This window comes from Williamsia sp. z34, assembly GCF_059553395.1.
In genome coordinates this window covers 124743-148764 of record NZ_JCANWW010000012.1, presented here as the reverse complement: position 1 = coordinate 148764, position 24022 = coordinate 124743, and the positions used below count along the sequence as shown (strand labels likewise).

General features: G+C 65.5%; 23 protein-coding genes. 9 read left to right on the top strand and 14 right to left on the bottom strand.

Features of this window, described 5'->3' with window-relative positions:
* From AC51GT_RS23655 to AC51GT_RS23640, 4 genes are all read right to left on the bottom strand, one after another.
* Nucleotides 1-2061, bottom strand: coding sequence for a heavy metal translocating P-type ATPase (locus AC51GT_RS23655; RefSeq protein WP_496330367.1), 2061 nt, complete (start codon nucleotides 2059-2061; stop codon nucleotides 1-3).
* Between the two features lie 96 nt (nucleotides 2062-2157).
* The gene (locus AC51GT_RS23650) at nucleotides 2158-3381 is read right to left on the bottom strand and encodes a L,D-transpeptidase (protein ID WP_496326376.1); all 1224 of its coding nucleotides are present in this window, start codon (nucleotides 3379-3381) and stop codon (nucleotides 2158-2160) included.
* 168 nt (nucleotides 3382-3549) lie between these two features.
* The gene (locus AC51GT_RS23645) at nucleotides 3550-3996 is read right to left on the bottom strand and encodes a DUF6153 family protein (RefSeq protein WP_496330353.1); all 447 of its coding nucleotides are present in this window, start codon (nucleotides 3994-3996) and stop codon (nucleotides 3550-3552) included.
* 196 nt (nucleotides 3997-4192) lie between these two features.
* Entirely contained in the window at nucleotides 4193-4840 is a 648-nt protein-coding gene (locus AC51GT_RS23640) for a TetR/AcrR family transcriptional regulator (RefSeq protein ID WP_496330352.1), read from the bottom strand.
* 92 nt (nucleotides 4841-4932) lie between these two features.
* On the opposite strand from AC51GT_RS23640, the gene AC51GT_RS23635 reads away from it, so the two are divergent.
* A complete protein-coding gene (locus AC51GT_RS23635; RefSeq protein WP_496330351.1) occupies nucleotides 4933-5820 on the top strand; it encodes an alpha/beta fold hydrolase in 888 nt (295 codons plus the stop codon).
* A 57-nt stretch (nucleotides 5821-5877) separates the two neighbouring features.
* Nucleotides 5878-6600, top strand: coding sequence for a lysophospholipid acyltransferase family protein (locus AC51GT_RS23630; RefSeq protein WP_496330350.1), 723 nt, complete (start codon nucleotides 5878-5880; stop codon nucleotides 6598-6600).
* An 11-nt stretch (nucleotides 6601-6611) separates the two neighbouring features.
* Here the strand turns inward: AC51GT_RS23630 and AC51GT_RS23625 are convergent, their stop codons facing one another.
* Nucleotides 6612-7469, bottom strand: a complete 858-nt coding sequence (locus AC51GT_RS23625) for an SDR family oxidoreductase (RefSeq protein WP_496330349.1) — start codon at nucleotides 7467-7469, stop codon at nucleotides 6612-6614.
* A 119-nt stretch (nucleotides 7470-7588) separates the two neighbouring features.
* On the opposite strand from AC51GT_RS23625, the gene AC51GT_RS23620 reads away from it, so the two are divergent.
* Nucleotides 7589-8563, top strand: a complete 975-nt coding sequence (locus tag AC51GT_RS23620) for an NAD-dependent epimerase/dehydratase family protein (RefSeq protein ID WP_496330348.1) — start codon at nucleotides 7589-7591, stop codon at nucleotides 8561-8563.
* A gap of 150 nt (nucleotides 8564-8713) precedes the next feature.
* Here AC51GT_RS23620 and AC51GT_RS23615 read toward each other — a convergent pair whose 3' ends face one another.
* The 3 genes from AC51GT_RS23615 to AC51GT_RS23605 all read right to left on the bottom strand — a co-directional run bounded on the left by AC51GT_RS23615 (nucleotide 8714) and on the right by AC51GT_RS23605 (nucleotide 10997).
* The gene (locus AC51GT_RS23615) at nucleotides 8714-9304 is read right to left on the bottom strand and encodes a TetR/AcrR family transcriptional regulator (protein ID WP_496330347.1); all 591 of its coding nucleotides are present in this window, start codon (nucleotides 9302-9304) and stop codon (nucleotides 8714-8716) included.
* Nucleotides 9305-9368: 64 nt separating this feature from the next.
* Nucleotides 9369-10298 (bottom strand): EamA family transporter, encoded by a 930-nt coding sequence (locus AC51GT_RS23610; protein ID WP_496330346.1) that lies wholly within the window; start codon nucleotides 10296-10298, stop codon nucleotides 9369-9371.
* 78 nt (nucleotides 10299-10376) lie between these two features.
* Nucleotides 10377-10997 carry a class I SAM-dependent methyltransferase gene (locus AC51GT_RS23605; RefSeq protein ID WP_496330345.1) on the bottom strand — a complete coding sequence of 207 codons (621 nt, stop codon included), beginning with the start codon at nucleotides 10995-10997 and terminating at the stop codon, nucleotides 10377-10379.
* Between the two features lie 100 nt (nucleotides 10998-11097).
* Here AC51GT_RS23605 and AC51GT_RS23600 point away from each other — a divergent pair, with 100 nt between their 5' ends.
* Entirely contained in the window at nucleotides 11098-11271 is a 174-nt protein-coding gene (locus AC51GT_RS23600) for a DUF1272 domain-containing protein (RefSeq protein WP_496330344.1), read from the top strand.
* 13 nt (nucleotides 11272-11284) lie between these two features.
* Here the strand turns inward: AC51GT_RS23600 and AC51GT_RS23595 are convergent, their stop codons facing one another.
* Nucleotides 11285-11902, bottom strand: coding sequence for a TetR/AcrR family transcriptional regulator (locus tag AC51GT_RS23595; protein ID WP_496330343.1), 618 nt, complete (start codon nucleotides 11900-11902; stop codon nucleotides 11285-11287).
* 101 nt (nucleotides 11903-12003) lie between these two features.
* Here AC51GT_RS23595 and AC51GT_RS23590 point away from each other — a divergent pair, with 101 nt between their 5' ends.
* Nucleotides 12004-13335, top strand: coding sequence for a cytochrome P450 (locus tag AC51GT_RS23590; protein WP_496330342.1), 1332 nt, complete (start codon nucleotides 12004-12006; stop codon nucleotides 13333-13335).
* Between the two features lie 21 nt (nucleotides 13336-13356).
* A complete protein-coding gene (locus AC51GT_RS23585) occupies nucleotides 13357-14247 on the top strand; it encodes a LysR family transcriptional regulator (protein ID WP_496330341.1) in 891 nt (296 codons plus the stop codon).
* 81 nt (nucleotides 14248-14328) lie between these two features.
* Here AC51GT_RS23585 and leuA read toward each other — a convergent pair whose 3' ends face one another.
* The 3 genes from leuA to AC51GT_RS23570 all read right to left on the bottom strand — a co-directional run bounded on the left by leuA (nucleotide 14329) and on the right by AC51GT_RS23570 (nucleotide 18484).
* Nucleotides 14329-16182, bottom strand: a complete 1854-nt coding sequence (gene leuA, locus AC51GT_RS23580; RefSeq protein WP_496326388.1) for a 2-isopropylmalate synthase — start codon at nucleotides 16180-16182, stop codon at nucleotides 14329-14331.
* A 161-nt stretch (nucleotides 16183-16343) separates the two neighbouring features.
* Nucleotides 16344-16919, bottom strand: a complete 576-nt coding sequence (locus tag AC51GT_RS23575; protein WP_496330340.1) for a nitroreductase family protein — start codon at nucleotides 16917-16919, stop codon at nucleotides 16344-16346.
* A 35-nt stretch (nucleotides 16920-16954) separates the two neighbouring features.
* Nucleotides 16955-18484, bottom strand: a complete 1530-nt coding sequence (locus AC51GT_RS23570; protein WP_496330339.1) for an MFS transporter — start codon at nucleotides 18482-18484, stop codon at nucleotides 16955-16957.
* A 123-nt stretch (nucleotides 18485-18607) separates the two neighbouring features.
* Here AC51GT_RS23570 and AC51GT_RS23565 point away from each other — a divergent pair, with 123 nt between their 5' ends.
* Entirely contained in the window at nucleotides 18608-19306 is a 699-nt protein-coding gene (locus AC51GT_RS23565; protein ID WP_496326391.1) for a TetR/AcrR family transcriptional regulator, read from the top strand.
* A gap of 106 nt (nucleotides 19307-19412) precedes the next feature.
* Here AC51GT_RS23565 and AC51GT_RS23560 read toward each other — a convergent pair whose 3' ends face one another.
* A complete protein-coding gene (locus AC51GT_RS23560) occupies nucleotides 19413-20675 on the bottom strand; it encodes a putative hexosyltransferase (protein ID WP_496326392.1) in 1263 nt (420 codons plus the stop codon).
* A 171-nt stretch (nucleotides 20676-20846) separates the two neighbouring features.
* On the opposite strand from AC51GT_RS23560, the gene AC51GT_RS23555 reads away from it, so the two are divergent.
* Both AC51GT_RS23555 and AC51GT_RS23550 read left to right on the top strand, forming a co-directional pair.
* Nucleotides 20847-22112 carry an aspartate kinase gene (locus AC51GT_RS23555; protein ID WP_496326393.1) on the top strand — a complete coding sequence of 422 codons (1266 nt, stop codon included), beginning with the start codon at nucleotides 20847-20849 and terminating at the stop codon, nucleotides 22110-22112.
* Nucleotides 22113-22114: 2 nt separating this feature from the next.
* Entirely contained in the window at nucleotides 22115-23140 is a 1026-nt protein-coding gene (locus AC51GT_RS23550) for an aspartate-semialdehyde dehydrogenase (RefSeq protein WP_496326394.1), read from the top strand.
* A 247-nt stretch (nucleotides 23141-23387) separates the two neighbouring features.
* Here the strand turns inward: AC51GT_RS23550 and AC51GT_RS23545 are convergent, their stop codons facing one another.
* Complete coding sequence (locus tag AC51GT_RS23545; RefSeq protein ID WP_496330338.1) at nucleotides 23388-23945, bottom strand: hypothetical protein; 558 nt, start codon at nucleotides 23943-23945, stop codon at nucleotides 23388-23390.
* Nucleotides 23946-24022: the final 77 nt, after the last annotated feature.

The window sequence follows — 24022 nt, the reverse complement described above, 5'->3', positions numbered from 1 at the left end:
TCATCGCCGCAGCACCTTCTCGGTGCCGGCCTCGGGCCGCAGGTCGAGGCGCCGGAGGAGCTGGGCGTTGAGTGCGACCACAACCGTGGAAGCGGACATCAGGATCGCTCCGACGGACATCGGCAGCACGAACCCGATACCGGCCAGGACTCCGGCGGCCAAGGGTACGGAGATGAGGTTGTAACCGGCTGCCCACCACAGGTTCTGCTTCATCTTGCGGTAGGTGGCCTTCGACAGTTCGATGACCGACAGGACCGAGCGCGGGTCGTCACTGGCGAGGATGACACCGGCGGACGCGATCGCCACGTCGGTGCCGGCGCCGATCGCGATACCGACGTCGGCCTGCGCCAGTGCGGGAGCGTCGTTGACGCCGTCACCGACCATCGCGGTCTTGCGTCCCTCGTGCTGCAACTCGGCGACTTTGGATGCCTTGTCCTCGGGGCGGACGCCCGCGAACACCCGGTCGATGGCGAGTTCGGCGGCCACGGAGTGGGCCACGGCTTCGGCATCGCCGGTGATCATGACCACCGTGATGCCGAGTTGTTGCAGCGCGGCGACGGCCTCTCGGGACTCGTCGCGGATCTCATCGGCCAGGGCGAGGGCGCCGATCACCTCACCGTCGGAGACCACGTGAAGGATGATCGCCCCGTCGGCGCGCCAGCTGTCGGCGACCTCGAGTTCGCGGTGCCGGTACCGGGCGAGCAGGTGCGGTCCACCCACCTCGACCTGGCGGTGCTCGACCATCGCCGACACTCCCACGGCGGGCGCGGACGTGAAGTCCGACGCCCGTGGAATCGTCAGGCCGCTGCCGGTGGCGGCGTTGACGATCGCCTTGCCGAGCGGATGCTCGCTGTCGCGTTCGGCGGCTGCTGCTGCGGCCAGCACGTCGTCGTCGGTGTGTCCGGCGATGGCGTGTACGGCGGTCACGGCAGGTTCCCCGCGGGTCAGGGTGCCGGTCTTGTCGAACAGGACGGTATCGACCGTGCGCATGCTCTCCAGCGCCAGACGATCCTTGATCAGTACGCCTCCGCGGGCGGCGCGTTCGGTGGCGATCGCCACGACCAGCGGGATCGCCAGTCCGAGTGCATGGGGGCAGGCGATGACGAGGACGGTGATGGTGCGGACGACCGAGTCGTCGGGGTAGCCGAGGGCCGACCACACGATCGCGGTCAGGACCGCGGCGCCCAGGGCGAACCAGAACAGCCAGCCGGCCGCGGTGTCGGCCAGACGCTGGGCGCGGGACGAGGAGTTCTGGGCCTGGGAGACCAACCGTGCGATCCCGGCCAGGGTGGTGTCGTCCCCGACTGCGGTGACCTCGACGCGCAGCCCGGAATCCGTGGCGACGGTGCCGGCCACCACGGCGTCTCCGACGGAACGCCGTACCGTCTTCGACTCACCGGTGACCATCGACTCGTCCATGTCGGCGCCACCGTCGACGATGGTGCCGTCGGCGGGTACGGCCGCACCCGGGCGGACGATGACGACGTCACCGAGCCGTAGCCCGGCCGGGGGCACGACGGTGATGGTGTCGCCGTCGACCCGTTCGGCTTCGTCGGGCAGCAGGGCCGCCAGCGAATCGAGGGCCGAGGTGGTCTGGGCGAGCGACCGCATCTCGATCCAATGCCCGAGCAACATGATGACGATCAGCAGGGCGAGTTCCCACCAGAAGTCGAGGTCATGGTGCAGCAGGTCCAGGCTCGCACCCCACGACGCGACGAACGCCACCGAGATCGCCAGTGCGATGAGCAGCATCATCCCGGGTGTGCGGGCTCGCAGTTCACCGACCGCGCCGGTGAGGAAGGGCTTCCCGCCCCAGACGAACATGACCGTGCCCAGGCCCGGGGAGATCCACGAGACCCACTCGGCGTCGGGGAGGTCGTAGCCGATCAGCGAAGCGAACATGCCCGAGAACCCGACCACGGGCACGGCGAGTACCAGCATGATCCAGAACAGTCTCCGGAACTGCCCTACGTGATCTCCGTGCCCGCCGTGGTGGTCGTGCCCGGAGCTTGCCGTCGCAGCAGGACCGGTGTGACCGGAGGGGGCCGCACCGGGTGGCATGCGCATGGTCGGCATGGACCCGTCCCCGTCATGTGGTGCGCTCATGATGCCAAATGTATACCCCCGTGGGGTATGTGTCGAGGGTTGATCCCGTGGTCAGGCCAGTGCGCTACCCGCGACCCATTGATCCCAGGGCACGCTCCAGTCGCCGTTCTGCCAGAGTTCCAGCGGTGGTCCTCCGGTGTTGCGCACCTCGACGATGTCGCCGGGTACCGAGAAGTCGTAGAACCACTTGGCATTCTCGGCATTGAGGTTGAGGCAACCGGCGGACATGTTGGTATTGCCCTGCTGGGGGACGGTGTCCTCGAGCTCGTGCAGGTAGATGCCGTCGTTGCTGATCCGGGTGGCGTTGTAGATGGTCTCGCGATAGCCCAGCCGGGAGTTGACCGGCAGACCGTAGGTCGACGAGTCCATGATGACCGGGCTGGCCTTGTCCAGCACCGTGTAGATGCCCGACTGTGTCCAGAAATGGATGCTGCGTCCGTTCACCGTTTCGGTGCCGCCACGGCCCATCGAGGTCGGCATGGTGCGCACGAGCTCACCGTTGTTGTAGACGCTGACCTGCTTGGTGGTGTCGTCGGCGATCGACACGTGTGCGTCACCGATGGTGAACGAGGTACTCACGTCTTCCTGACCGAACAGGTTGTCCCCGAGCTGGATTCCGTAGACATCGGCGCTCGCGGTGACGGTGGTGCCCGGGGTGTAGTACTCCTGGGGTCGCCAGTGTGCGTTCTGGTCGTCGACCCAGTGCCAGGCGCCGGTGACGGGCGGGTCGGTGCGCACCGACAACGTGCGTTCCGCGGTCGCGAGGTCGGGGATGGGCTCGTCGAAGTGCGCGACGATCACGATGCCGACACCGTAGGTGCCGCCGTCGGCGAGCAGATTGCCGCCGGTGGTGACGAACGTCGGTTTGGTCTGGTTGCCGGGGATGATCGTCGCGAACGAGGCGGTCTCCTCGGTGCGCTGACCATCGTTGACCGCGTTGGCCACAATGGTGTATTCGCGGCTGTATCCCAGTGGCACAGCGGGTTTCCAGGCAACCCGGTCAGGAGTGAAGATCCCGTCGATGACCGAACCCTCCTCGTTGGTCATCACCACGGACTCCAAGGTGCCGAGCGATGACTCCACGATGACGGGGTCGGTCGGGTTGAACGAGTCCGCGCCGTCGCCGGGGGTGAAGGTGATGTCGGGGGCGGCAACGGCCGGGGCCGAGGACGGCTCGCCGGGCGACTCCGAGGGCGAGGTGGATGAGCTGCAGGCCGCGAGCATCACGACGATGAGCGGCAGCAGCAACACCCGCAGAAGCGAGCGGATATGCATGTGATCTCCAGAAACAAGTGGGACGGCACGCCGACGGTCAGGGAACGGCGGCGGGGTGGGGGGTCGGAAAGGGCTATTGGGGTTCAGGGCTGCGTCTGCATGGCCTTCATGGTGTCGATTTCGGCCCGGCCGGCAACGGCAAGTTGTCACGGCTGGACGGGGTGCCCATCAGATCCGCAAGATCGACAATTTCTCCAAAGTTGGTGTCGCCCAAGGTGGTGCCCGGGAAGCATGCCTGCCCAGCAGGCCGATACCGGATCGGTGGGCGGGGCCTGCGGCGTGGTGTTTCAGCAGTCGCCGAACGAACATCAGGGCCGAGGCGATCGTGATGACGGCCATGCACATCGCCATCCCGGCACGACCGGAGCAATTGGCGGCGCAGCTCTCCACGATCTGCGATATACCCGAGGCTGCTGACGTCGAGGTTTCGGTGATCGATCCGGTCGACACCATGCGTCCACCAGGGGTATGCGCCATCGGTACCGAGTGGATCAGCAGCACACCGGCCAAGACGGCGAGCGCCGCGCCCGTCATCAGCAGTGCGGAGGGGCGAGATTGCCGCCAGGTAGGTGCGACGACGAGAGGTCGCGCGTCTGAATCCACGACCACTGACATGCACCTCCGTTCCCCGGCCTCCGCAAAGGCTTACCCCCCACGGGTATACCTCAAACGTCGACGAATTCCCAGCGTGTGCCACGTTTGTGACCGAATCCATGCTGGGTCGGCTTGTGGCGCAGCTCATTGCACGAGTCATTCCGCGCAGCCGGATCCGGTGGTGGCAGGTGGTCGCAGAAGGCGGGGAGACGAACAGCTAGTGCAGGGTGCCGGTCACCAACGGCGCGATCGTGCGACGGGCGATATCCCGTGCCACGGCCTTGTCGTTGAGGTCGAACAAGCCGTCGGGGACGATCAGGTACCCCAGGGTCAACCGGACGATCGCGTCGGCCTGGATGGCGGGATCCGACGGGGGAAGCAGGCAGTCGGCCTGAGCCATCGCGATGCGCGCAGCGATGAACTGCCGACCGTATTCGATCGGGGACGGGTCGCCGCTGGACAAGATCGCCAGGACGTCCCTGCTGTGTTCTGGTTTCGGGTTGTCGCCGAGGAACCGCTTGCGCAGCTGCAGGCAGGCCACGAAGGCTTCCACGATGCGGTCGGTGGGATCGGTGACCCGCAGGAACGTGGCGGTGATCTCGGTGAGAAAGTTCCGGAGCAGCGCTGCGATGGCTGCCTCGAACACCGCATCCTTACTGCCGAACCGGCGGAACAGGGTGGCCCGGCTGACCCCCGACCGCGATGCCACGTCATCCATCGTCGCGGCCCGGGTACCGAGCTCGGCAAGCACACTCAGGGCCGCGTCGAACACGTCGTCATCTGCGGAATCGGCGTGTTTGTCGGAGACGGCCGCGACGGCAGCGCGCTCGAACAGACGGGGCAGTGGTGCGCCGGGACGTGGCATCGAAGCAGTATCGCACTTGAGACTTATCTGTTAGTAATGGACTCATGTCCGAATCGGGGAGCCAGACACAAGCTGGCTCGGGTGGGCTGAGCATGACACCCTCGGTGATCGATGTCCGCAGTGCGGACGGCACCCGGTTGCACACCGAGATCCGCGGCCGCCCGGATGCCCCGATCATTGTGCTCTCGCACGGGATCACGTGTTCGATCAGCTTTTGGCGCAACCAGATAGAACAACTCAGTGCAGATTTCCGGGTGGTCGCCTTCGACCACCGCGGTCACGGTAAGAGTGAGGCCGCCCGGTCGGGCAGTTACAGCCTCGACCATCTCGCCGACGATCTGCATGCGGTGCTCACCGCGACCGTCCCGGCCGGACGGAAAGCGGTGGTCGCCGGGCATTCGATGGGTGGGATCGCGGTGATGGCATGGGCGCAGCGTTATCCCGACGACGTGCCGACCCGGGTCCGGGCAGTTGCCCTGGTCAACACCACGTCGGGGCAGATCTTGGACAACGTCCGTTTCCTGCGGGGTCCTGAGCGTCTGATCGGCCTGCGTCGTCGCCTGGCGATCGCGGTGGTGCCGTTGGCTCGATTGCCGCTGCCGCGTCGGATGCCGTTGCGGCGCAGGGTGTTGGCGCATGTCGCGGTCGGAACGTCTGCCGCTGCAGAGGTCGCTTTCGAGGTCGACCGGATGGTCGGCTCCACATCCGCGCGTGGACGCGGTGGTTACGGTGCGTTGTTGGTGGGCATGGTCGAACATGTCGACGCGGGGGCAATCGACGTCCCGACGATGGTGATCGCCGGGCGCAGCGACAGGATCACGCCGATAGAGCGGTCGCGGCTGATCGCGTCCAAGCTCCCCCAGCTGATCGAACTCGTCGAACTCGACAGCGGGCACTGTGGACCGCTGGAATGTCCCGACGCGGTGACCGAGGCCCTGCGCGGGCTGGCGTTGAAGGTGGCGCATCCACAAACCGGGTGAGCAGCGGTCGGCCGACCATCAACCTACGGTTCCGTAACTTACGGTAGCGTAGGTTTGGTGAACATCGATATTTCCGAGGCCGACCAGGTGTACGCCCACTACCTGGAGCATCAACAGGATCGTCGTGACGCGCTGGTCAAATACGGCTACCTGGCAATGAGGTACCGGCCGCGGGTTCGATTCGCCGAACCCGCGGGGAAAAAAGCACTGACTGCGCTGATCGCGTCCGGCGTACGACTGGTGATCTCGATCAATCACATCAGCGAAGTGGATCCGTATGTGGTTGCCGCGGCGGCGTTTCGGTCCCCACTGCGGTCTCTGATCGGACGCACGCGGATTCTGGCGAAAGATGATTTGTTCCTCGACGAAGGCCTCCGCCGGAAGATCGATTCCATGGGGGGCATTCCGGTGTTCCGGGCCAAGAGCCACGGAACCCGGGTCGCGGCGGAGGCCGGACTGAAGATGATCGACACCTGTGCCGAGCGGATGTCACGCGGGGACAGCATTGCAGTGTTCCCGGAAGGCACATGCAATCTCGAGGACCCGGCCACGGTCGCACCGATCGGCAGCGGGGTCGCGCACATCGCCGTGCGGGCACAAAACGCCGGCTGCCGAGTTGCGCTGGTCAACATGGGACTGTCGTACCCGCACGACAACCACCGAAATGCCGTGGTGATCATGGGAACTCCCACAGAGTTGCAACCGAGGGCGCGTCCCGCCGCCGTCGCCCGGCAGATCCGGCTCGACCTGCAACGCGTCGTGGATCTCGCCGGCGCCTGAGCGGCCTCGGGCTACTTCTTGCGGCGCCCGAAGGTGCCGAAGCGGTAGAGGTAGGGCGCGATCCGGTAGAGGGGGACCGCGCGTGGCCATTCGTTGGTCCGGAAGTATGCGTCGGTGCCGCCGTCGACGAATATGACGCTGCCGCACAGGAAGTCGGCGGCGTCGGACAGCATGAAGATCACCCAGTCGGCGAGCTTGTCGGGATCGCCGAATCCGCCGACGGGGACCGGGAACTTCTTGACGGCTTTGGATTCCGTGGGCGAGGCGAGCTGGGCCTCGAGCAGGGGCGTCATGATCGCGCCTGGCGCCAGCGCATTGAGCCGGATGCCCGCGCCTGCCCATTGGGGGGAGACCGCCTGTTGTCGCACCCAGCGACTCACCGCGATCTTCGATGCGGCATAGGCCATCACCGATGCGGCCCTGCCGAACATCCGAACTGATCGCACGGCCTTGTCGCTGTCGCCCGCCAGGAAGGCCCGGATGGCACGACGTGGTACCGCCGGCACCGTGGTTGTGGAATTGCTGGAGAAGACAACCACTTTCGCGGCGTCGGTGGCCGCCAACGCCTCCTGCCAGCCCTGCAACAAGTCGACGACACCGAAGTAGTTGACCTCGGCGATCAATCGCGGGCGATCTCTGCCCGGGCCGGGTCCGAGCCCGGCGGCGAGCACCGCACCGTCGAGTTCGCCCTCGGCTCTGGCCAGGACCTCCTCGATGGCGCTGCGGCGACCCGCCGTCGTCGACAGATCGGCGACGACGTCCGAATCCTTGATGTCGACACCGATGACGGTGTGACCGGCCGCGACAAGCTTGGTGGCCACCTCGCGGCCCATTCCCGACGCGGCTCCGGTTACGGCGTACACGCCCATGGCACTACTTCCTCGAAGGTCGGGGGTCTTTCGGATTCCCGTATTAGTGGTCCAGCGGAACAGTAATGTACGCGGTGTACGCCGTCGGGGAGGCTGTTCGGCGCGAAAGGAGTGGGTACATGCTGGTCGCTGTCACCGGGGGAACCGGCTACCTCGGGGCCCATCTGGTCCGAGCGGTCCTCGAGGCCGGGCATCAGGTCCGCCTGCTGGTCACGCCGGACGAGAAGATCAACGAGCTCCTCCCGGTGCTGTCCGCGTCGGGAACCGTCGAGACCCTGATCGGTGACGTGCGCAGCGCCGACACGGTGGACGCACTGCTGTCGGGGGCCGACGCAGTCATCCACGCCGCGGGTGTGGTCGGCACGGACGATCGCCGTGCGGAGCTGATGTGGGAGGTCAACGCCTATGCCGCCGAGGCCGTGATGCGATCGGCCGTGGAACGGGGACTCGATCCGGTGGTGCTGGTGAGCAGCTATGCGGTGCTGACTCCGACCACTGATCCGATCGTCACCCTCGACACCCCGACCGCGCAGGCGCGCAGTGCCTACGGCAAGAGCAAGGGGTATGCCGAACGGGCGGCCCGGGTGCTGCAGGAAAGCGGTGCGCCGGTCGTGGTCACCTATCCGAGCAGTGTGGTCGGTCCGGCGCTGCACACCGCTCCGGGGGTCACCGAGCAGGGCTGGGGCACCATCGTCCGCTCGCGGTGGGCGCCGCGGGTGCGCGGTGGCATGCAGATGATCGATGTCCGGGACGTGGCAGATGTCCACGCCGGCATCATCAACGCCGGACCGGGCAAGGGTCCACGACGCTACCTCTGTGGCGGTCAGATGTTGACATTCGACGGTATGGTGGACGCGGTCGAAACGGGTATGGGCCGCAAGGTTCGCCGGATACCTCTGCAGCCGAACGCTTTTCGTCGACTGGGCAAGGTTGTCGACGTCATCGGTCGATGGATTCCGGTCAGCGGAGGATTCAGTGGGGAGGCCGCGGAGTTCCTGACCGCGGCGGTCCCGACCGATGACACCAGAACGCTCGCCGACCTGGAGTTGCAGTGGCGATCCCCGGCCGAGGCCATCGTCGCCACCTTCCGTTGACCGTGCCGAAATCACCGTCGAGCGTGCCGAAAATGCCGGTAACAAACATCTTTGGCACGCTCGACGGCAACTAAGGCCCGCTCGACGGGGGACGGGTCCGTTGACCGTGCCGAAATCACCGCCGAGCGTGCCGAAAATTGGCGTGGCGAACTACCCCGCGGGTTCGGTGGGCAAGCCTGCGGCCAGGGTGAGCAGCGTGGTCATCCTCGAACGCAGGGCCGGGGTGTCATCCTGGGCGGCAATGGTTGCCGAGAAGAGTGCGGCGCCGGCGGCCATGACCAAAATGGCGCGGGCGTCGTCGCGGGCGGATTCGTCACCTTCGGTGAACAGGTCGATCGCCGGATCGCTGAAATGGCGCCAGAGCGACGCGCGCAGGTCGGGGTCGTTCTGCAGCGCCACGAGCAATCCCGGCAAGGCTGCCTGAACCTCGTCCCGTGCGAACAAGAGGTGACTGCCCTCCACCACCCACGCGATCCAGCCCCTCTGATCGGTGCCGGTGAACGGCGCCAGATCGGGTGCCTGCCCGAGGATCGCATGCAACACCAATTCGGCCTTCGACGACCAGCGCAACTGCACACTGGTGCGACTCACGCCGGCACGAACGGCGACCTGCCGCAAACTCATTCCGTCCCAACCGGACTCGAGGAGGAGCTCGAGGCAGGCGGAGAACACCCGCTGATCGATCGAGTCGTCGCGCGGGCGTCCCACCTGCTGGCCGTCGTGTTCTCCAGCCCCGGTCATACCTCAGATTCAACCAGGGCCGACTGTCGTCGGTGCCGGAAAGCCGCTTCGGGTGAGTGTCCGGCTACGCCGGGATCGGGGTGTTCGTCGGCGGTTGTCCCTCGACGGCCGGCTCGGGTGCGCGCCGGGCACTCAGTCCGGCAAAACATCCGATGATCACGATGGCGGCGCCGATGATCTCCCATGGCCTCGGTGTCTCGTCGAGGAAGATCCAGGCGGCCGTGATGCCGACCACCGGCACGAGTAGCGAAAACGGTGCAACCCGCGACGCCGGGTATCGCGACATCAGGTAGGTCCACAGACCGGAGCCGACCGCTGTTCCGAACACCACCACATAGGCGAGGCCGGCGAGGGCGACGAGCCCGGTGTGCGAACCCGTCGTGGTGATCGCGTCGAAGCCGGCCTGCGGTCCCTCGACCGCCAGACTGAGCGCATACAGCGGAATCGGCGGGATGACACACATCCACAGCGTCAGATGCAGCGCGTTGTCCGGACGGGCCAGTCGCGACCCGATATTGCCGAACGCCCACCCGAGGCCGGCGACCAGTGTCAGGAGTACCGGTAGCAAGGCCGCGGTGGCGCCATGGGTGGTCCGGTCGACGCCGATGATCACCATTCCCGCGATCGCAACACTGATGCCGATCACCTGGCGCCGGCTCATTCGTTCACCGAGCAGCAGGACGCAGAGCAACACGGTGAACGGCGCCGACGATTGCAGGACCAGCGACGCGAGTCCGGTGGGCATGCCCTCGTCCATTGCGAGAAACAGGAACGCGAACTGAACTGTGCCGAAACCGATTCCGTAGAGCAGGAGCCACCGCAACGGCACGTTGGGCCGAGGTACGAACAGAATCACCGGCACCGCCATGACGGCGAACCGCAGGGCTGCGAAAAACAACGGCGGGAAATGTTCGAGCCCGACGTGGATCGCCAGGAAGTTCAGTCCCCACAGCAGCACGACGGTCAGGCCCAGGATGCGGTCGCGAGTGGTCACCCATCCATGTGTAGTGGCCCGGACAGTTCAGTTCAATCTAATTAATGTGGATGAACGTTGTAGGGAAACTTCACCTTCTCAGGCGGTGCGTACCGCCCTGAGTACCGTGTCGCTGATGTGGCCGGCTCCGCCGGACGACGAGTCGACATGACGCGGTTGTGTCCGGTCGACCAGGATCTTCCAGTTGTCGTCGAGGAAGGCCGCGAACTCGTGGGAGGTGTAGTAGTCGAGCGGGTTGAAATCGCCTTCGCCCGAATGTGATTCGATGTGCTTCCGGACGTGCTCCCCGGAGAAATCGTGGCTGACGACGAACAGCGTTCCGCCGAGTGCGACCGCATCGACGAATCGACGGGCGGCGACATCGCCGGGCGTCCGCAGGAGCGGGAAGTAGTGCAACGACACCAGATCGAAGGCCGATGCTTCCGGCGGGTTGCGCACCGGATCGGCATGCGTCCAGGTGATGGAGGGGTGATCGTTCAGTTCTTTTGCCCGTGCCAGTGCGGCGGACGAGATGTCGACGGCGGTCACCGTCCAGCCGTGCTCGGCCAACCAATGGGCATCAGCGCCTTCACCGCACCCGACGTCGAGGGCCCGACCCGGCGTGAGGTCGACGATCTCGCCTTCGAGCGCTTGGTTCGGGTTGTTGCTCCAGACGCGGTCGGTGGTGGTGTACTTGGCGTCCCAATAGGCTTCATCCATGGTTCTCAGTGTTCCTGATGATGCGCGACGCGGCAACGATCCTTGCCGGTTCAGCAAGTCCAGACCTCCCGTGTTCGCCCGGAGCGGGGTAGCCTGAGGCATGCTCGAGATGAAGGATCGATGCGAACTCTGCTCGGCGCCATTGGGTTTGGATGCAGCGGCGTGGATCTGTTCGTTCGAATGCACGTACTGCCCGGAATGCCGCGCCGGTCTCGAGAGCTGCCCCAACTGTGCCGGTGAACTCTCTGCGCGCCCACGGCGCGTCACGGGCTGACGCGGACGTCGGTCTACCGGCCGGCCGGCCCCAACAGTGCGAAACAGGCCTGTAGTGCGGTGTCTTCGATGTCTGCGACGGGGCGGCCGTTCTCCACGGTGCTCGCCGTCAACTCGCGGAGTCCGCCGAGTAGCAGGATGGCCATCTCGGTGGTGACCGGTTTGACGCCGGCCGACCGCATCTGCCGGGTGCCCGTCAGCTCGACGACCGCGCGGATGAAGTCATCGATGGCCTGACGTTGGATCGGGCGGGCATCCTCGCCGAGTGCCGGTAGCTCGCGGATCCAGCACAACGTCATCGCCGGATGTGAATCCATCGATCGGATGTAGGAGCCGATGGCCTGGCGGATCTGGTCGGCCCAATCGGCATCGGGGTCCACCGCGGCGACGATGGCGTCGATGATCTGGGTGTTGGTCACCCGCAGGAGTTCGATGAGGCAATTCTCTTTGGACGTGAACTCCTGATAGAAGGTGCGCCGCGAGGTCCGGGCGTGTTTGACGATGTCGGAGACCGTGGTCGCGCGGTAGCCGCGTTCGGTGATGGACTCGCCGAGCGCTTCGAGTAGCCGCAGGCGGTATTCGTTGTTGCCCGCAGGGCTCGACGGAGCCGGGGTTGCGGCGGGATTCGGCACATTGCCACGATACGGCGCGCCCACCCTTGTAACGTGCGGTACGTCGGCGTACCGTCTGGTGAAACCAAGTGACGCAGAACACTGGCGGGGAGTGGTTCGGCATGAGTGCAGTTCGACACGAGACGACCTCCGACCAGGGCCGTCCCGGGGCCGGGCATCTCCCGCCCGGACTCCGGTCACCACGAGCGCTCCAGGCCGTGCCCTTTGTGATCTCGAGGCGTCAGACGATGGCGTTGGCCGCCAAGCGTTTTGGTCCGGTGTTCACCATCGATATCCCGGTTTTCGGCAAATCGGTGGTGGTTGCCGACGCGCACCTGGCCAAGCAGGTGTTCACCACACCGTCGGACGTGCTGTGCAACGTCCAGCCCAACCTCAGCCGGATCCTGGGCGAGGGATCGATGTTCGCCCTGGAGGGCGCTGCGCATCGCAATCGGCGCAAACTGCTCACCCCGCCGCTGCACGGCAAGGCCATCAAGGTCTATGAGCAGATCGTGGCGGAGGAGCTGACCAAGGAGACCGACACCTGGCCGGAGGGTGAGGAGTTCGCAACCGTCGGCCCGATGATGCGGGTGACGCTGGATGCGATCCTGCGGGCGGTGTTCGGTGCACAGGGGGAGCATTTCGACGCGCTGCGTGAGGTCATCCCGCCGATGGTCGAATCGGGGTCGCGGTGCGCGACGATTCCCGATCATGTGCAAAGAGGTCCGATCGGTCCCTGGGCACGATTTCGGAAATTGCGGGGCGAGTACGACGCGATCATCGAGCAGATGGTTGCCGTTGCCCGGCAGGACCCGGATCTCGAAAACCGCACCGACATAATGGCGTTGATGCTCCGGAGTTCGTATGACGACGGTTCGGCGATGACCACCAAAGAGATGGCCGACGAATTGGCGACACTACTGGCCGCCGGACACGAGACCACCGCCAACACCCTCGCCTGGGCGTTTGAACGGCTGACCCGGCACCCGGAATTGGTGGCGCGCCTGACCGCCGAGGCCGCGGATGGTGGATCCGAACTGCGGCAGGCCACCATCCTGGAAGTACAACGCAGCCGTCCGGTGATCGACTTCGCCGGCCGACACGTCCTGGCTGCCGATTATGAACTGGGGCAATGGCGAATCCCCAAGGGCACCACCATTCTCGTGGCGATCTCGCTGTTGCACGACGACAGCGAACAGTTCCGGAACCCGGAGATCTTCGATCCGCAACGATTTGTCGGTAACCGGCCATCGGCAGCGTGGATACCGTTCGGTGGCGGTACCCGGCGCTGCATCGGAGCGGCGTTTGCGAACATGGAGATGGACGTCGTGCTGCGGGATGTGCTGCGCAATTTTGCGATCGCCGACACCGATGCCCGCCCGGAGCGGTGGCACGGACGCGGAGTGGCCTACGCACCGCGACGGGGTGGGCGGATGACGGTCCGGCGCCGCTAGTCCGCGACTAGCGTTGCGGGTATGGACCTGCAGCGGTTACGCATACTGCGAGAGTTCGCCGACCGCGGCACGATCGGCGGCGTCGCACAGGCACTGAACATGACGCCGTCGGCGGTGTCGCAGCAGCTCAAGGTGCTCGGCCGGGAGGCAGGCATCGCCCTGCTCGAACAAGACGGACGGCGAGTACGCCTGACCGATGCCGGTCGGGCGCTGGTCCTGCGGGCGGATGAGGTCGTCTCCGCGGTTGATCGTGCGGCCGAAGAAATGGCGTCGTATCGCGATGATGCGGTCGGTTCCGTGCGGATAGCGATGTTCCCCTCGGGTGCCGCACTGCTCCTGCCGGGAGTCATGGAGCGGATGGGCGGGGCCGGCATCGCGTTGATCGCCCGGGACGAGGACGTGCGATACCAGGAAGCGCCGGCGTTGCTGTCTGATTCGGATGTGGTTCTCACCCACCGCGACGAGCGAGCCCCGCAGGTCGTCTCGGCCCGCGTGGCAACAACTTTCGTGATGCGGGAACCCATCGATCTGGTGGTCGGTCCGGAACATCGCCATGCCGGTCGCACGGAGGTCACGCTTGCTGAACTCGCCGACGAGGACTGGATCAGTGTGCGCGACGGTTTCCCCGTCGACGACGCGCTGTTGTCGCTGGCCGCGATCACCGGGGTCCAGCCCCGGGTGATGCATCGTATCAACGACTTTCGGGCAATCGAGGCGTTGGTGGCGCGAGGTCATGGGATCGCTCTGATGCCCCGGTACTCGGTCTGCGACCCCAATGTTGTCCGGCTGGTGCTCACCGGGGTCCGGGCGGCCCGGGTGTATGAGGCGCTCTGTCGCCCGGGTGCCCAGGACCGCGGCGCCGTGCGTCAACTGATCAGCGCCTTGGTCACCGAGGCGCGCGAACTCGATTAGTGCCCAGCCACCTGAATTTGCACCGTCCACCAGCGATTGCGGGTGGACGGTGCAAAATCGAGTGGGTGGTGGCCGGGCCGGCTACGGGGCCCAGGTCCGAGGTGCCTGCTCACTGTCCTCGGGGACGGCGCCGCCGGCAGCGCGCACCGACCGGTTCACGGCGGACACCACGGCCCGCAGCGAGGCGGTGGTGATCGACGGCGCGATGCCACAACCCCACACCGTCTCACCATTGATCTCGACCTCGACATAGGCGGCCGCGTTCGAATCGTCACCGGAGGTCAGCGCGTGCTCCGAGTAGTCCAGGACCTGGATCTGATAGCCGACGGTCGAGAGGGCATCGACGAAGGCGGCCAGCGGGCCGTTGCCGGCACCGGAGATCTCCTTCTCTTTGCCGTCGATCTTGACCGTCGCGGTGATCTGATCTTCGCCGCCGTCGACTTCGGCTGCGTCGACCCGCTGCTTGACGCGCTCGAGCGGACGGATCGGCTGCAGGTATTCCTCGGCGAAGACGTCCCACATCTCCTTGGGCGACACCTCGCCACCCTCGCCGTCGGTGATCTTCTGGATCTCGCGGCTGAACTCGATCTGCAGACGCCGGGGCAGCTGCAGGCCGTGATCGGCCTTCATGATGTAGGCGACGCCGCCCTTGCCCGACTGGCTGTTGACCCGGATGACCGCCTCGTAGTTGCGGCCGACGTCCTTCGGGTCGATGGGCAGGTACGGGACCGCCCAGGTGATGTCGTCGATGTCGGAACCTGCTGCGTCCGCATCGATCTTCATCTGATCCAGGCCCTTGTTGATCGCGTCCTGGTGGCTTCCGGAGAAAGCTGTGTAGACCAGGTCGCCACCGTAGGGGTGACGCTCGTGCACGCCGAGCTGGTTGCAGTACTCGACCGTCCGGCGGATCTCATCGATGTCGGAGAAGTTGATCTGCGGGTCGACGCCCCGGCTGAACAGGTTCATGCCCAGGGTCACCAGGCAGACGTTGCCGGTGCGCTCGCCGTTACCGAACAGGCAGCCCTCGATCCGGTCGGCGCCGGCCTGGTAGCCCAATTCTGCTGCGGCGACACCGGTTCCGCGGTCGTTGTGCGGGTGCAGGCTCAGGATCACCGAGTCGCGGCGGGCCAGGTTGCGGTGCATCCACTCGATCGAGTCGGCGTAGACGTTGGGTGTTGCCATCTCGACGGTGGCCGGCAGGTTCAGGATGATCGGGTTCTGCGGGGTGGGGTCGATGACCTCGGTGACCGCGTCGCAGACCTCTTTGGCGAACGAGAGTTCGGTGCCGGTGTACGACTCCGGGGAGTATTCGTAGCGCCAGTTGGTGTCCGGGTACTTCTGCTCTTCGGCCTTGGCCTTGTGGGCGGCGTCGGTGGCGATCTTCTTGATCGCTTCCTTGTCTGCGCGGAAGACCACCCGACGCTGCAGGATCGACGTCGAATTGTAGAAGTGCACAATCACATTCGCGGCGCCACGGCAGGCTTCGAAGGTGCGCTCGATCAGTTCGCCGCGGCTCTGCGTCAGCACCTGGATCGTGACGTCGTCCGGGATGGCGCCGTCCTCAATGATCTCGCGGACGAAGTCGTAGTCGGTCTGGCTGGCCGACGGGAAGCCGACCTCGATCTCCTTGTAGCCCATCCGCACCAGCAGGTCGAACATGCGACGCTTGCGGGCCGGGCTCATCGGGTCGATCAGCGCCTGGTTGCCGTCGCGCAGGTCCACCGCACACCACATCGGTGCGCGGTCGATGACCTTGTCGGGCCAGGTGCGGTCGGGCAGTGCCACCGACTCGACCTCGTCGGCGAACGGACGGTATCGGTGGGCGGGCATCGCCGAATTGCGCTGGGGATTCCAGGCGGGCTGATCGGCGGGAATGGGGCCGGCCGGTTCGACGATTCGGCTGGCGTTGGAAGTGAAAGCATCTGCGGCAGGCATTGGGTCAATCTCCGAAGGTGGTGGGGGCAAGACCGGCGCGTCACAAATCCCGCGACGGGAAGCCGGTCTGGATCAGACCCCGCCGCGGCAGAGGAGAAGGAGCACGCGCTGCATGTTTGGCACTCTACTCTCGTCGTTCCCGAACTCCAAAGGGGGTCCCGTCAGTGCCCTGACGTGTACGGATGGCCCCAGGAGTCACTGAAGGCGACGTCCGGTAGGGGCAATCTCGTGCGCTCGCGCCGGTCACGTTCGACCACCTCGGGTGCCAGGGTGTCCGGGTCGGCAAGCTTGCCGATGGCCACGATGAGGAGCGGTCGGTGGCCGGGCGGTATCGCAAACCGTTCGATCATCGCCTCGGGCCGGAACCCGCCCATCGGGTGAGCATTCCATTCGTTTGACTGCGCCTGCGTGATCATCTGCGCCGCCGCCAGGCCGACGTCCATGGTCGCGTAGTCCTGCATCTTCGGTTCGTTCGGAACGTCGTTCGTGCACAACAGGATCAACGCGGCCGCGGCCGGTGCCCAGGACTGGTTGCCGCGCTTGAGGCCCTCGACAAGTCCGGCGAACGTGGGCTCGCCGCGGACGCCGACGATGAAACGAACGGGTTGTTCACCGCCACCGGTGGGCGCCCACCGACCGGCCTCGAGGATTTCTTCGAGATGTTCGGCGGAGATCACCGCGGCGCTGTCATAGCCGCGGGCGCTCCACCGTCCGGCCAGGATCGGATGTAGGGGCACAGTTGTAACTCCTTGTGGTGGAGCCGCTTTGGCTCCTACTTTGCCGGTTGCGCGACCGGTGTCCGAGTGCGCAGCAAGACCGCGACGATGACGGCCATCGCAGCCAAGAGTGCCACGTTCACGACCGCGGTGACGTGCAGGCCATCGACAAAAGCGCTGCGTGCGGCGTCGGCGAGGGTGGCCTGGGCAGCGGGGTCCAGGTCTTGCGCATGCGTGAGGGTTTCCGACAGGGTGTCCTTGGCGCCGGTGTTCTCGGTGTTGCTGCGGAACACCATGGTCGCCACCGAACCCAGGATGGCCAGGCCGAACGCGGTACCCAACTCGAAGCTGGTCTCGGAGATGCCCACGGCCGCACCGCTGCGTTCGGTGGGAACCGAGGACACCGCGACGTTGGAGACCAGCGAGAAGATCATGCCGTAGCCGATACCCGCGACCGCCGAACTGACCAGATACACCCCGACACCTTCGGAGACACCGAGCCAGATCATCCCCGCGTTGCCGATGGCGGCGAACACGATGCCGATCACGAACGCCCAGCGGACCGAGACAAACGCCGCGATCCGGGAGGCGCTCATCGAGAAGGCCGCGACGGCGATGGCCATCGGAAGCCCGAGCAGGGCCGCGGCCATCACGTCTCGTCCGAGCACCGATTGCAGGTAGATGCCGGTGAGGTAGCTCAGTGCGCCGAGCGTCATCATGCCGGTCAGCGCACTGCCGATCGCGGCCGAGAACCGGGCGTTGCGGAACAGTTTCAGCTCCAGCAGCGGGAACGGGGTACGGCGTTCGTGACGGATGAACAGCCACATGCCGACGATTCCGATCGCCGCAAAGACCAGCGTGGTGTTGTCGAGGCCTTCTGCCGCACCATGTTTGACCGCGTAGACCAGTGGCAGGATGCCGAGCATCGACAACACGATGCCGAGCACGTCGAACGGATCGGTGGTGCCCGAGCGGTATTCCGGGACCAGTCGCGGAGCCAGAGTGAGGAGAATCAGCAAGACCGGCACGTTGATGAGGAACACCGAGCCCCACCAGAAATGGTGCAACAGGACGCCGCCGATGACCGGGCCGAGCGCTGATCCGCCCGCGAAGGCTGCGGTCCACACCCCGATCGCCTTGGCGCGGGTCACGGCATTCGGGAACATGTTGCCGATCAGCGACAGGCTCGACGGGAGCAGCGTTGCCCCGCCGATGCCCATGATGGCGCGGGCGGCGATCAATGAGGAGGCGTCCGGGGCGAAGGCGGCAACCGCGGATGCGATGCCGAAGAGGGTGGCACCGATCAGCAGTAACCGTCGCCGGCCGAAACGGTCACCGAGGTTGCCCATCGTGATGAGCAGGCCCGCGATCAGGAAGCCGTAGATGTCGACGATCCAGAGTTGCTGGGTCGCCGAGGGCGCCAGTGCTTCGCTCAGTGTGGGGATGGCGAGGTAGAGGACCGAGAAGTCCATCGAGACCAGGAACACGGGCAACGTGAGGACTGCGAGCCCGAGCCATGCGCGGCGGTCGGGGCGATGGTCTTTCGCCTCGGCTCCGCTGTTGGCCGGTCGGTCCGTGATGCTCACTGCAGTACTCCTGGTCGATAGGGTTTGGGTACAACGTACGCATATGAGTACGTTGTACGCAAAGCGTTTATTCCGCGGTTTCGGGATTGCCGGGAGAATGATCAAGCGAAGGAGGCTGCGGAGATGAGTGTTGCTGATCCCGAACAGGGGACCGATGGGGTCAAACTGACCCGTGTCGCGGTGGTCAACGCTGCCATCGAGCTCGCAGACGCCGACGGCTTCGGTGCGGTCACCATGCGCAAGATCGCCGACCGGCTGGGCGTCGGGACGATGTCGCTCTACCGGCATGTCTCCGACAAGGACGCCCTGCTCATGGCCATGTCCGACGAGATCGGCGTCCGCTTTCCTTATCCGCCTGCCGGTGATGCGAACTGGCGGCAGCGGGCGTTGATCGCGGCCGACGTCGACTGGAATCTCTATCAGCGCCATCCCTGGGTCCTGCTTGCGTTTGCCTCACCGCGCAGCAGCATGGGGCCGCAGAGCCTGAACTGTCTCGACTGGCTGGTGGACGGATTCCTGGAGTTGGAGATCACCACCGCGGAGGCCACGGAGATGGCGTTGTCGCTGTGGAATCACATCGCGGGCACGGTCCTCAGTACTGTCGCCGAACGCCTGCTGCACGACCGGGCCGACGAGGGCGGCGAAGGACAAAGCGGATTCATGCGACTGCTCGCCGGTAGGCCCGACGGCACACCTCCGCCGCATCTGGCAGAACTCGTCGGGACCGGCAACCTGCAACTGACCGATCCGCGTTATCTCCTCGATCAAGGCATCGACGCTCTGTGCGACGGCTTCGAGGCCAGGGCCCGCCGCCTCCGCTGACTCCACCCACCTGCTTGAATTCGCGCCACTTACCTACGGTCGCGCCGGTTGCAACCGGCGCGAACGCAGGCAGGTGGCGCGAATTTCCGGTTTCGCGGTGGCCCGGTCACATGGCGTGTGGATACACCGTCAGCATGTGGGCACCGAACCAGGAACTGAAGGTGATCACGATGATGGCGACGATCACCTGAGTCGATGTCCGGCGTTTGGCGAGCCCGATGGCAAACGGGATCAGCAGGACAAAGGCCGGTAGCAGGAGCCGCGGCCGGCTCATCATCAGTCCGCTCGAGGCGACGATCGAGACAACCACGAGGGCGCCGTACACCGACACCGGCCAGGGCACCCGGTCCACAAAGCTGTAGATGGCCAACGCGATGGTGATGACGATGATCCAGGCCGTCGCCACCGGCGCGATTTCCGGCGAGTTCACCAGGGCGAAGTTCACGAAGTCGAAGGCGGCTTTGCCGTAGTCGATCCCGGTGTTCCATCCCTGCGTCTGGATCCGGAACCAACCCAGCGGTTCGCCGGTCTTCTGCCACACCACCGCCAGATAACCCAGATAGCCCAGTGGGCTGATGATGATCGCAACCCAGGCGCGCCAGCCGTCGCGATGCCGCAGTGCCGCGGCCAGGATGACCACGCCGATCAGCACGACCGCGGTCGGCCGACTGAGCCCGGCCAGCATCGCGCAGGTCCCGGCCAGCAGCCACCGCTGTTGTAAGACGCCGACCAGCGTCCAGGCGGCCAGGGCGCAGAACAGGGCTTCGGTGTAGGCCATCGACAGCACGATGCCCATCGGGGCCGCGGCAAAAAACACCGAGAGCAGCAGGCCGGCCCGAGCGGGATCGGCCTTGGACAGGCGGGATTCACCGGACTCGTCGCGTTCCTCGGTGAACCAGTTGGTGATGCGGGCCGGGATCCAGCGGGGTGGATTCGGCCGGTTCTGCATCTGCTCGCAACAGATGGCACCGATCCGCGCCACACCCACCGCAGCGAGCGCCCCGAGGAACACGTTGACGGTGAGCGCGGCACCGAGCGGGCTAAAGCCAGGGATCTTGTCGACCGCACCGGCGAGCATCGGGTACCCGGGAAAGAAGGCGTAAGGCGTGTCGGAGTCGCGCATACCCTGCGCGTCGGTCTGGGTGAGAGGAACGCCACCATAGCCGTGCTCTGCGATGGCCAACATCCATTTGCCGTCCCAGGCCGACAGCACCGACCCGAGCCCACCATTACCTCGGAGCTGATCGAACCGCTGCAGGGTCAGCAGTCCGATGAGGCGGATCACCAGGAAAGCCGCTATCGGTTCGATCCAGCTGCGGTGCTTGTACAGCCGATCGCTGACGGTTTCGATTGTCGCTCGGCTCAGCACCTCACGGATCCTAGTGTGGACCGGCCGCCGGCATCGACCAAGTGGTTGCGCCCGATGCGTCGGCGCACGTGAAGATGCAGGTGGCTATCCTTGCACGGGGCTGTAGCGGTCCCTATTTTTCAGGCTGTCTGATTTCTGGCAGCTCGATGCAAGCGAGAGAAGGGAAACTGCGTGGCTCTGGTCGTGCAGAAGTACGGTGGCTCATCAGTGGGCGACGCCGAACGCATTCGTCGGGTGGCGGAGCGCATTGTCGCGACGCGCAAGGCCGGCAATGACGTCGTGGTTGTCGTGTCCGCGATGGGTGACACCACCGATGAACTCCTCGATCTGGCGGAGCAGGTGTGCCCGTCCCCGCCGCCGCGGGAAATGGACATGCTGCTCACCTCTGGTGAGCGGATCTCCAATGCCCTGGTGGCGATGGCGATCAGCTCCCTGGGCGCCGAGGCGCAGTCGTTCACCGGGTCTCAGGCCGGTGTGATCACCACGAGCAGCCACGGCAAGGCGAAGATCATCGACGTCACGCCCGGTCGCGTTCGGTCGGCGCTCGACGACGGCAAGATCGTCCTGGTCGCCGGTTTCCAGGGTGTCTCGCAAGACACCAAAGACATCACCACGCTCGGACGCGGGGGTTCGGACACCACCGCGGTTGCTCTCGCCGCCGCGCTCAACGCCGACGTCTGCGAGATCTACACCGACGTCGACGGCATCTACACCGCCGATCCCCGAATCGTTCCGAACGCCAAGCATCTGGCCACCGTGTCCTTTGAGGAGATGCTGGAGATGGCGGCCTGCGGCGCAAAGGTTCTGATGCTGCGCTGTGTGGAATATGCCCGTCGTTACAACGTTCCCGTTCATGTGCGCTCGTCGTACTCAAACAAGCCCGGCACCATGGTGTCCGGATCGATGGAGGACATTCCCGTGGAAGAAGCCATCCTGACCGGCGTTGCCCACGACCGCAGCGAGGCCAAGGTGACCATCGTCGGGCTCGACGACAAGCCCGGCTACGCCGCCAAGGTGTTCCGCGCAGTCGCCGATGCCGAGATCAACATCGACATGGTTCTGCAGAACGTGTCCGAGGTCGCGACCGGAAAGACGGACATCACCTTTACGTGTCCGAAGGAAGTCGGGCCGCTCGCGGTCGAGAAGCTGTCGAAGCTCAAGGACGAGATCGGCTTCAGCTCGATCCTTTACGACGATCTCATCGGCAAGGTGTCGCTGGTCGGTGCCGGAATGAAGTCGCACCCGGGAGTCACCGCGACGTTCTGTGAAGCGTTGTCGGATGCCGGGATCAACATCGAACTCATCTCGACTTCGGAGATCCGCATCTCGGTATTGTGCCGCGACACCGAACTCGACGAGGCTGTTCGCGTACTGCACGCCGCCTTCGATCTCGGTGGCGACGAAGAGGCCACTGTCTACGGCGGAACGGGGCGATAGCCATGGGTGTACGTGTTGGTGTTGTCGGTGCCACCGGTCAGGTCGGCGCCGTCATGCGAAAACTTCTGGAAGAGCGTAACTTTCCCGCCGACGAGATCCGGTTCTTTGCATCGCCGCGGTCGGCGGGCAAGAAGCTGCCGTGGCGTGGTGGCGAGATCGTGGTGGAAGATGCCGCAACGGCAGACCCCACCGGACTCGACATCGCGCTGTTCTCGGCCGGTGCCACCATGTCCCGCGAGCAGGCACCTCGTTTTGCCGCCGCCGGTGTCACGGTGATCGACAACTCGTCGGCGTGGCGCAAGGATCCCGATGTGCCGCTGGTGGTTTCAGAGGTCAACGGCGAGGAGGCGCGCAACCCCAAGAAGGGGATCATCGCCAACCCGAACTGCACCACGATGGCCGCGATGCCGGTCCTCAAGCCGCTGCACGACGCAGCCGGCCTGCAGCGACTGATCATCTCGTCGTACCAGGCGGTGTCCGGCAGCGGACTGGCCGGTGTCGAAGAACTGGTGTCGCAGTTGCGCGCCGGTATCGATGATGCCGAGAAGCTGGTCCACGACGGATCCGCGGTCTCGCTGCCCGAACCGGTGAAATACGTTGCGCCCATTGCTTTCAACGTGCTGCCCTTGGCCGGTGCGCTGGTAGACGACGGTTCCGGTGAGACGGACGAGGATCAGAAATTGCGCAACGAATCGCGCAAGATCCTCGGACTTCCCGAGCTGCTGGTCAGCGGAACCTGCGTGCGGGTTCCGGTGTTCACCGGGCATTCGCTGTCGATCAATGCCGAGTTCGGACGACCGCTCTCTGTCGAGGAGGCCACCAAGCTCCTCGAGGGTGCGCCCGGTGTGACGGTGACCGAGGTCCCGACCCCGCTCGAGGCCGCCGGCAAGGACAACTCACTGGTGGGCCGGATCCGTCAGGATCCGGGTGCTCCGGAAGGTCGTGGGCTGGCACTGTTCGTCTCGGGTGACAACCTCCGTAAAGGTGCGGCGCTCAATACCATTCAGATCGCTGAGCTTCTCGTTTAGTTCGGGCCTGACACCGGCGAAACTGTCAAATAGCAGGACTCCGAGGGCAAATAGCCCTCGGAGTTCCTGTATTTGCCAGAATTCGCCGGCAGCGGCCGCCTACGGTGCCGATCAGACCGGGCGATCGCCCGGATCTCGGCGAGCACGCCGTCCCAGCCGTAGAGCACGTCGTCGTAGGTGAGCCGCATCGTCAGCCGGCCGTCGACCAACGCGCGACGGTCGCGACGACGATCGTTGTGGTAATTCTCTAGGCTGGTGTGATGCCGCACGCTGTCGCATTCGAGGAGAAGACGACCGACTCCCAGGTCCACCCGCCGACGCCCGAGACCTGAGGCTGAACGATCACCGTGAATCCGATCGCCCGAAGCCGTACGCGGACGATTGATTCGGTGCCCGACTGGGATGCCGGATCGCATTTCTCCAGGAGCCGAGCGACCCGCCGGGACGATGCGCCCATCTCCGAGGCCATCTGAGCCACTGTCAGCTCGGCCGTGTTCAGCGCCGAATCGCAGGTGGCGATCCAGTGCTCGGGGCTCATACATCGCGCCGCAGAGAGCACTGCGGTGGGGATCGGATCGACAGCGGTCAGTGAGCCGAGGACGCCGCCGGCCCGGACCGCTTCGACCACCTCCGGATCCGCTGTCGGCATCGCGTACCAGCCCTGCCGCAGTCCGATCAGCGCGCCGGTCTCGGTCTCGCGCCGGATCTGCCAGGCGCTCAACCCGTGCCGGTGCAGTTCTTTTGCCGAATAGACACCGAAATCCATGGTGATCAGACGAATTCGGGTGAGTGCAGGTTCGATCACCCTGAAAACTGTGGAATACCAGTGCTCCGAGGGCATACAGCCCTCGGCGTCCCGATATTTGCCAGTTTTCGGGGCGA

What these genes read in the sequence shown, in the direction of transcription:
- AC51GT_RS23565 (WP_496326391.1), top strand. Translation starts at nt 18,608, where the DNA reads ATGAGTGTTGCTGATCCCGAACAGGGGACCGATGGGGTCAAACTGACC.
- AC51GT_RS23645 (WP_496330353.1), bottom strand. Translation starts at nt 3,996, where the DNA reads ATGTCAGTGGTCGTGGATTCAGACGCGCGACCTCTCGTCGTCGCACCT.
- AC51GT_RS23640 (WP_496330352.1), bottom strand. Translation starts at nt 4,840, where the DNA reads ATGCCACGTCCCGGCGCACCACTGCCCCGTCTGTTCGAGCGCGCTGCC.
- AC51GT_RS23655 (WP_496330367.1), bottom strand. Translation starts at nt 2,061, where the DNA reads ATGCCACCCGGTGCGGCCCCCTCCGGTCACACCGGTCCTGCTGCGACG.
- AC51GT_RS23585 (WP_496330341.1), top strand. Translation starts at nt 13,357, where the DNA reads ATGGACCTGCAGCGGTTACGCATACTGCGAGAGTTCGCCGACCGCGGC.
- AC51GT_RS23550 (WP_496326394.1), top strand. Translation starts at nt 22,115, where the DNA reads ATGGGTGTACGTGTTGGTGTTGTCGGTGCCACCGGTCAGGTCGGCGCC.
- leuA (WP_496326388.1), bottom strand. Translation starts at nt 16,182, where the DNA reads ATGCCTGCCGCAGATGCTTTCACTTCCAACGCCAGCCGAATCGTCGAA.
- AC51GT_RS23635 (WP_496330351.1), top strand. Translation starts at nt 4,933, where the DNA reads ATGACACCCTCGGTGATCGATGTCCGCAGTGCGGACGGCACCCGGTTG.
- AC51GT_RS23605 (WP_496330345.1), bottom strand. Translation starts at nt 10,997, where the DNA reads ATGGATGAAGCCTATTGGGACGCCAAGTACACCACCACCGACCGCGTC.
- AC51GT_RS23625 (WP_496330349.1), bottom strand. Translation starts at nt 7,469, where the DNA reads ATGGGCGTGTACGCCGTAACCGGAGCCGCGTCGGGAATGGGCCGCGAG.
- AC51GT_RS23620 (WP_496330348.1), top strand. Translation starts at nt 7,589, where the DNA reads ATGCTGGTCGCTGTCACCGGGGGAACCGGCTACCTCGGGGCCCATCTG.
- AC51GT_RS23615 (WP_496330347.1), bottom strand. Translation starts at nt 9,304, where the DNA reads ATGACCGGGGCTGGAGAACACGACGGCCAGCAGGTGGGACGCCCGCGC.
- AC51GT_RS23650 (WP_496326376.1), bottom strand. Translation starts at nt 3,381, where the DNA reads ATGCATATCCGCTCGCTTCTGCGGGTGTTGCTGCTGCCGCTCATCGTC.
- AC51GT_RS23600 (WP_496330344.1), top strand. Translation starts at nt 11,098, where the DNA reads ATGCTCGAGATGAAGGATCGATGCGAACTCTGCTCGGCGCCATTGGGT.
- AC51GT_RS23590 (WP_496330342.1), top strand. Translation starts at nt 12,004, where the DNA reads ATGAGTGCAGTTCGACACGAGACGACCTCCGACCAGGGCCGTCCCGGG.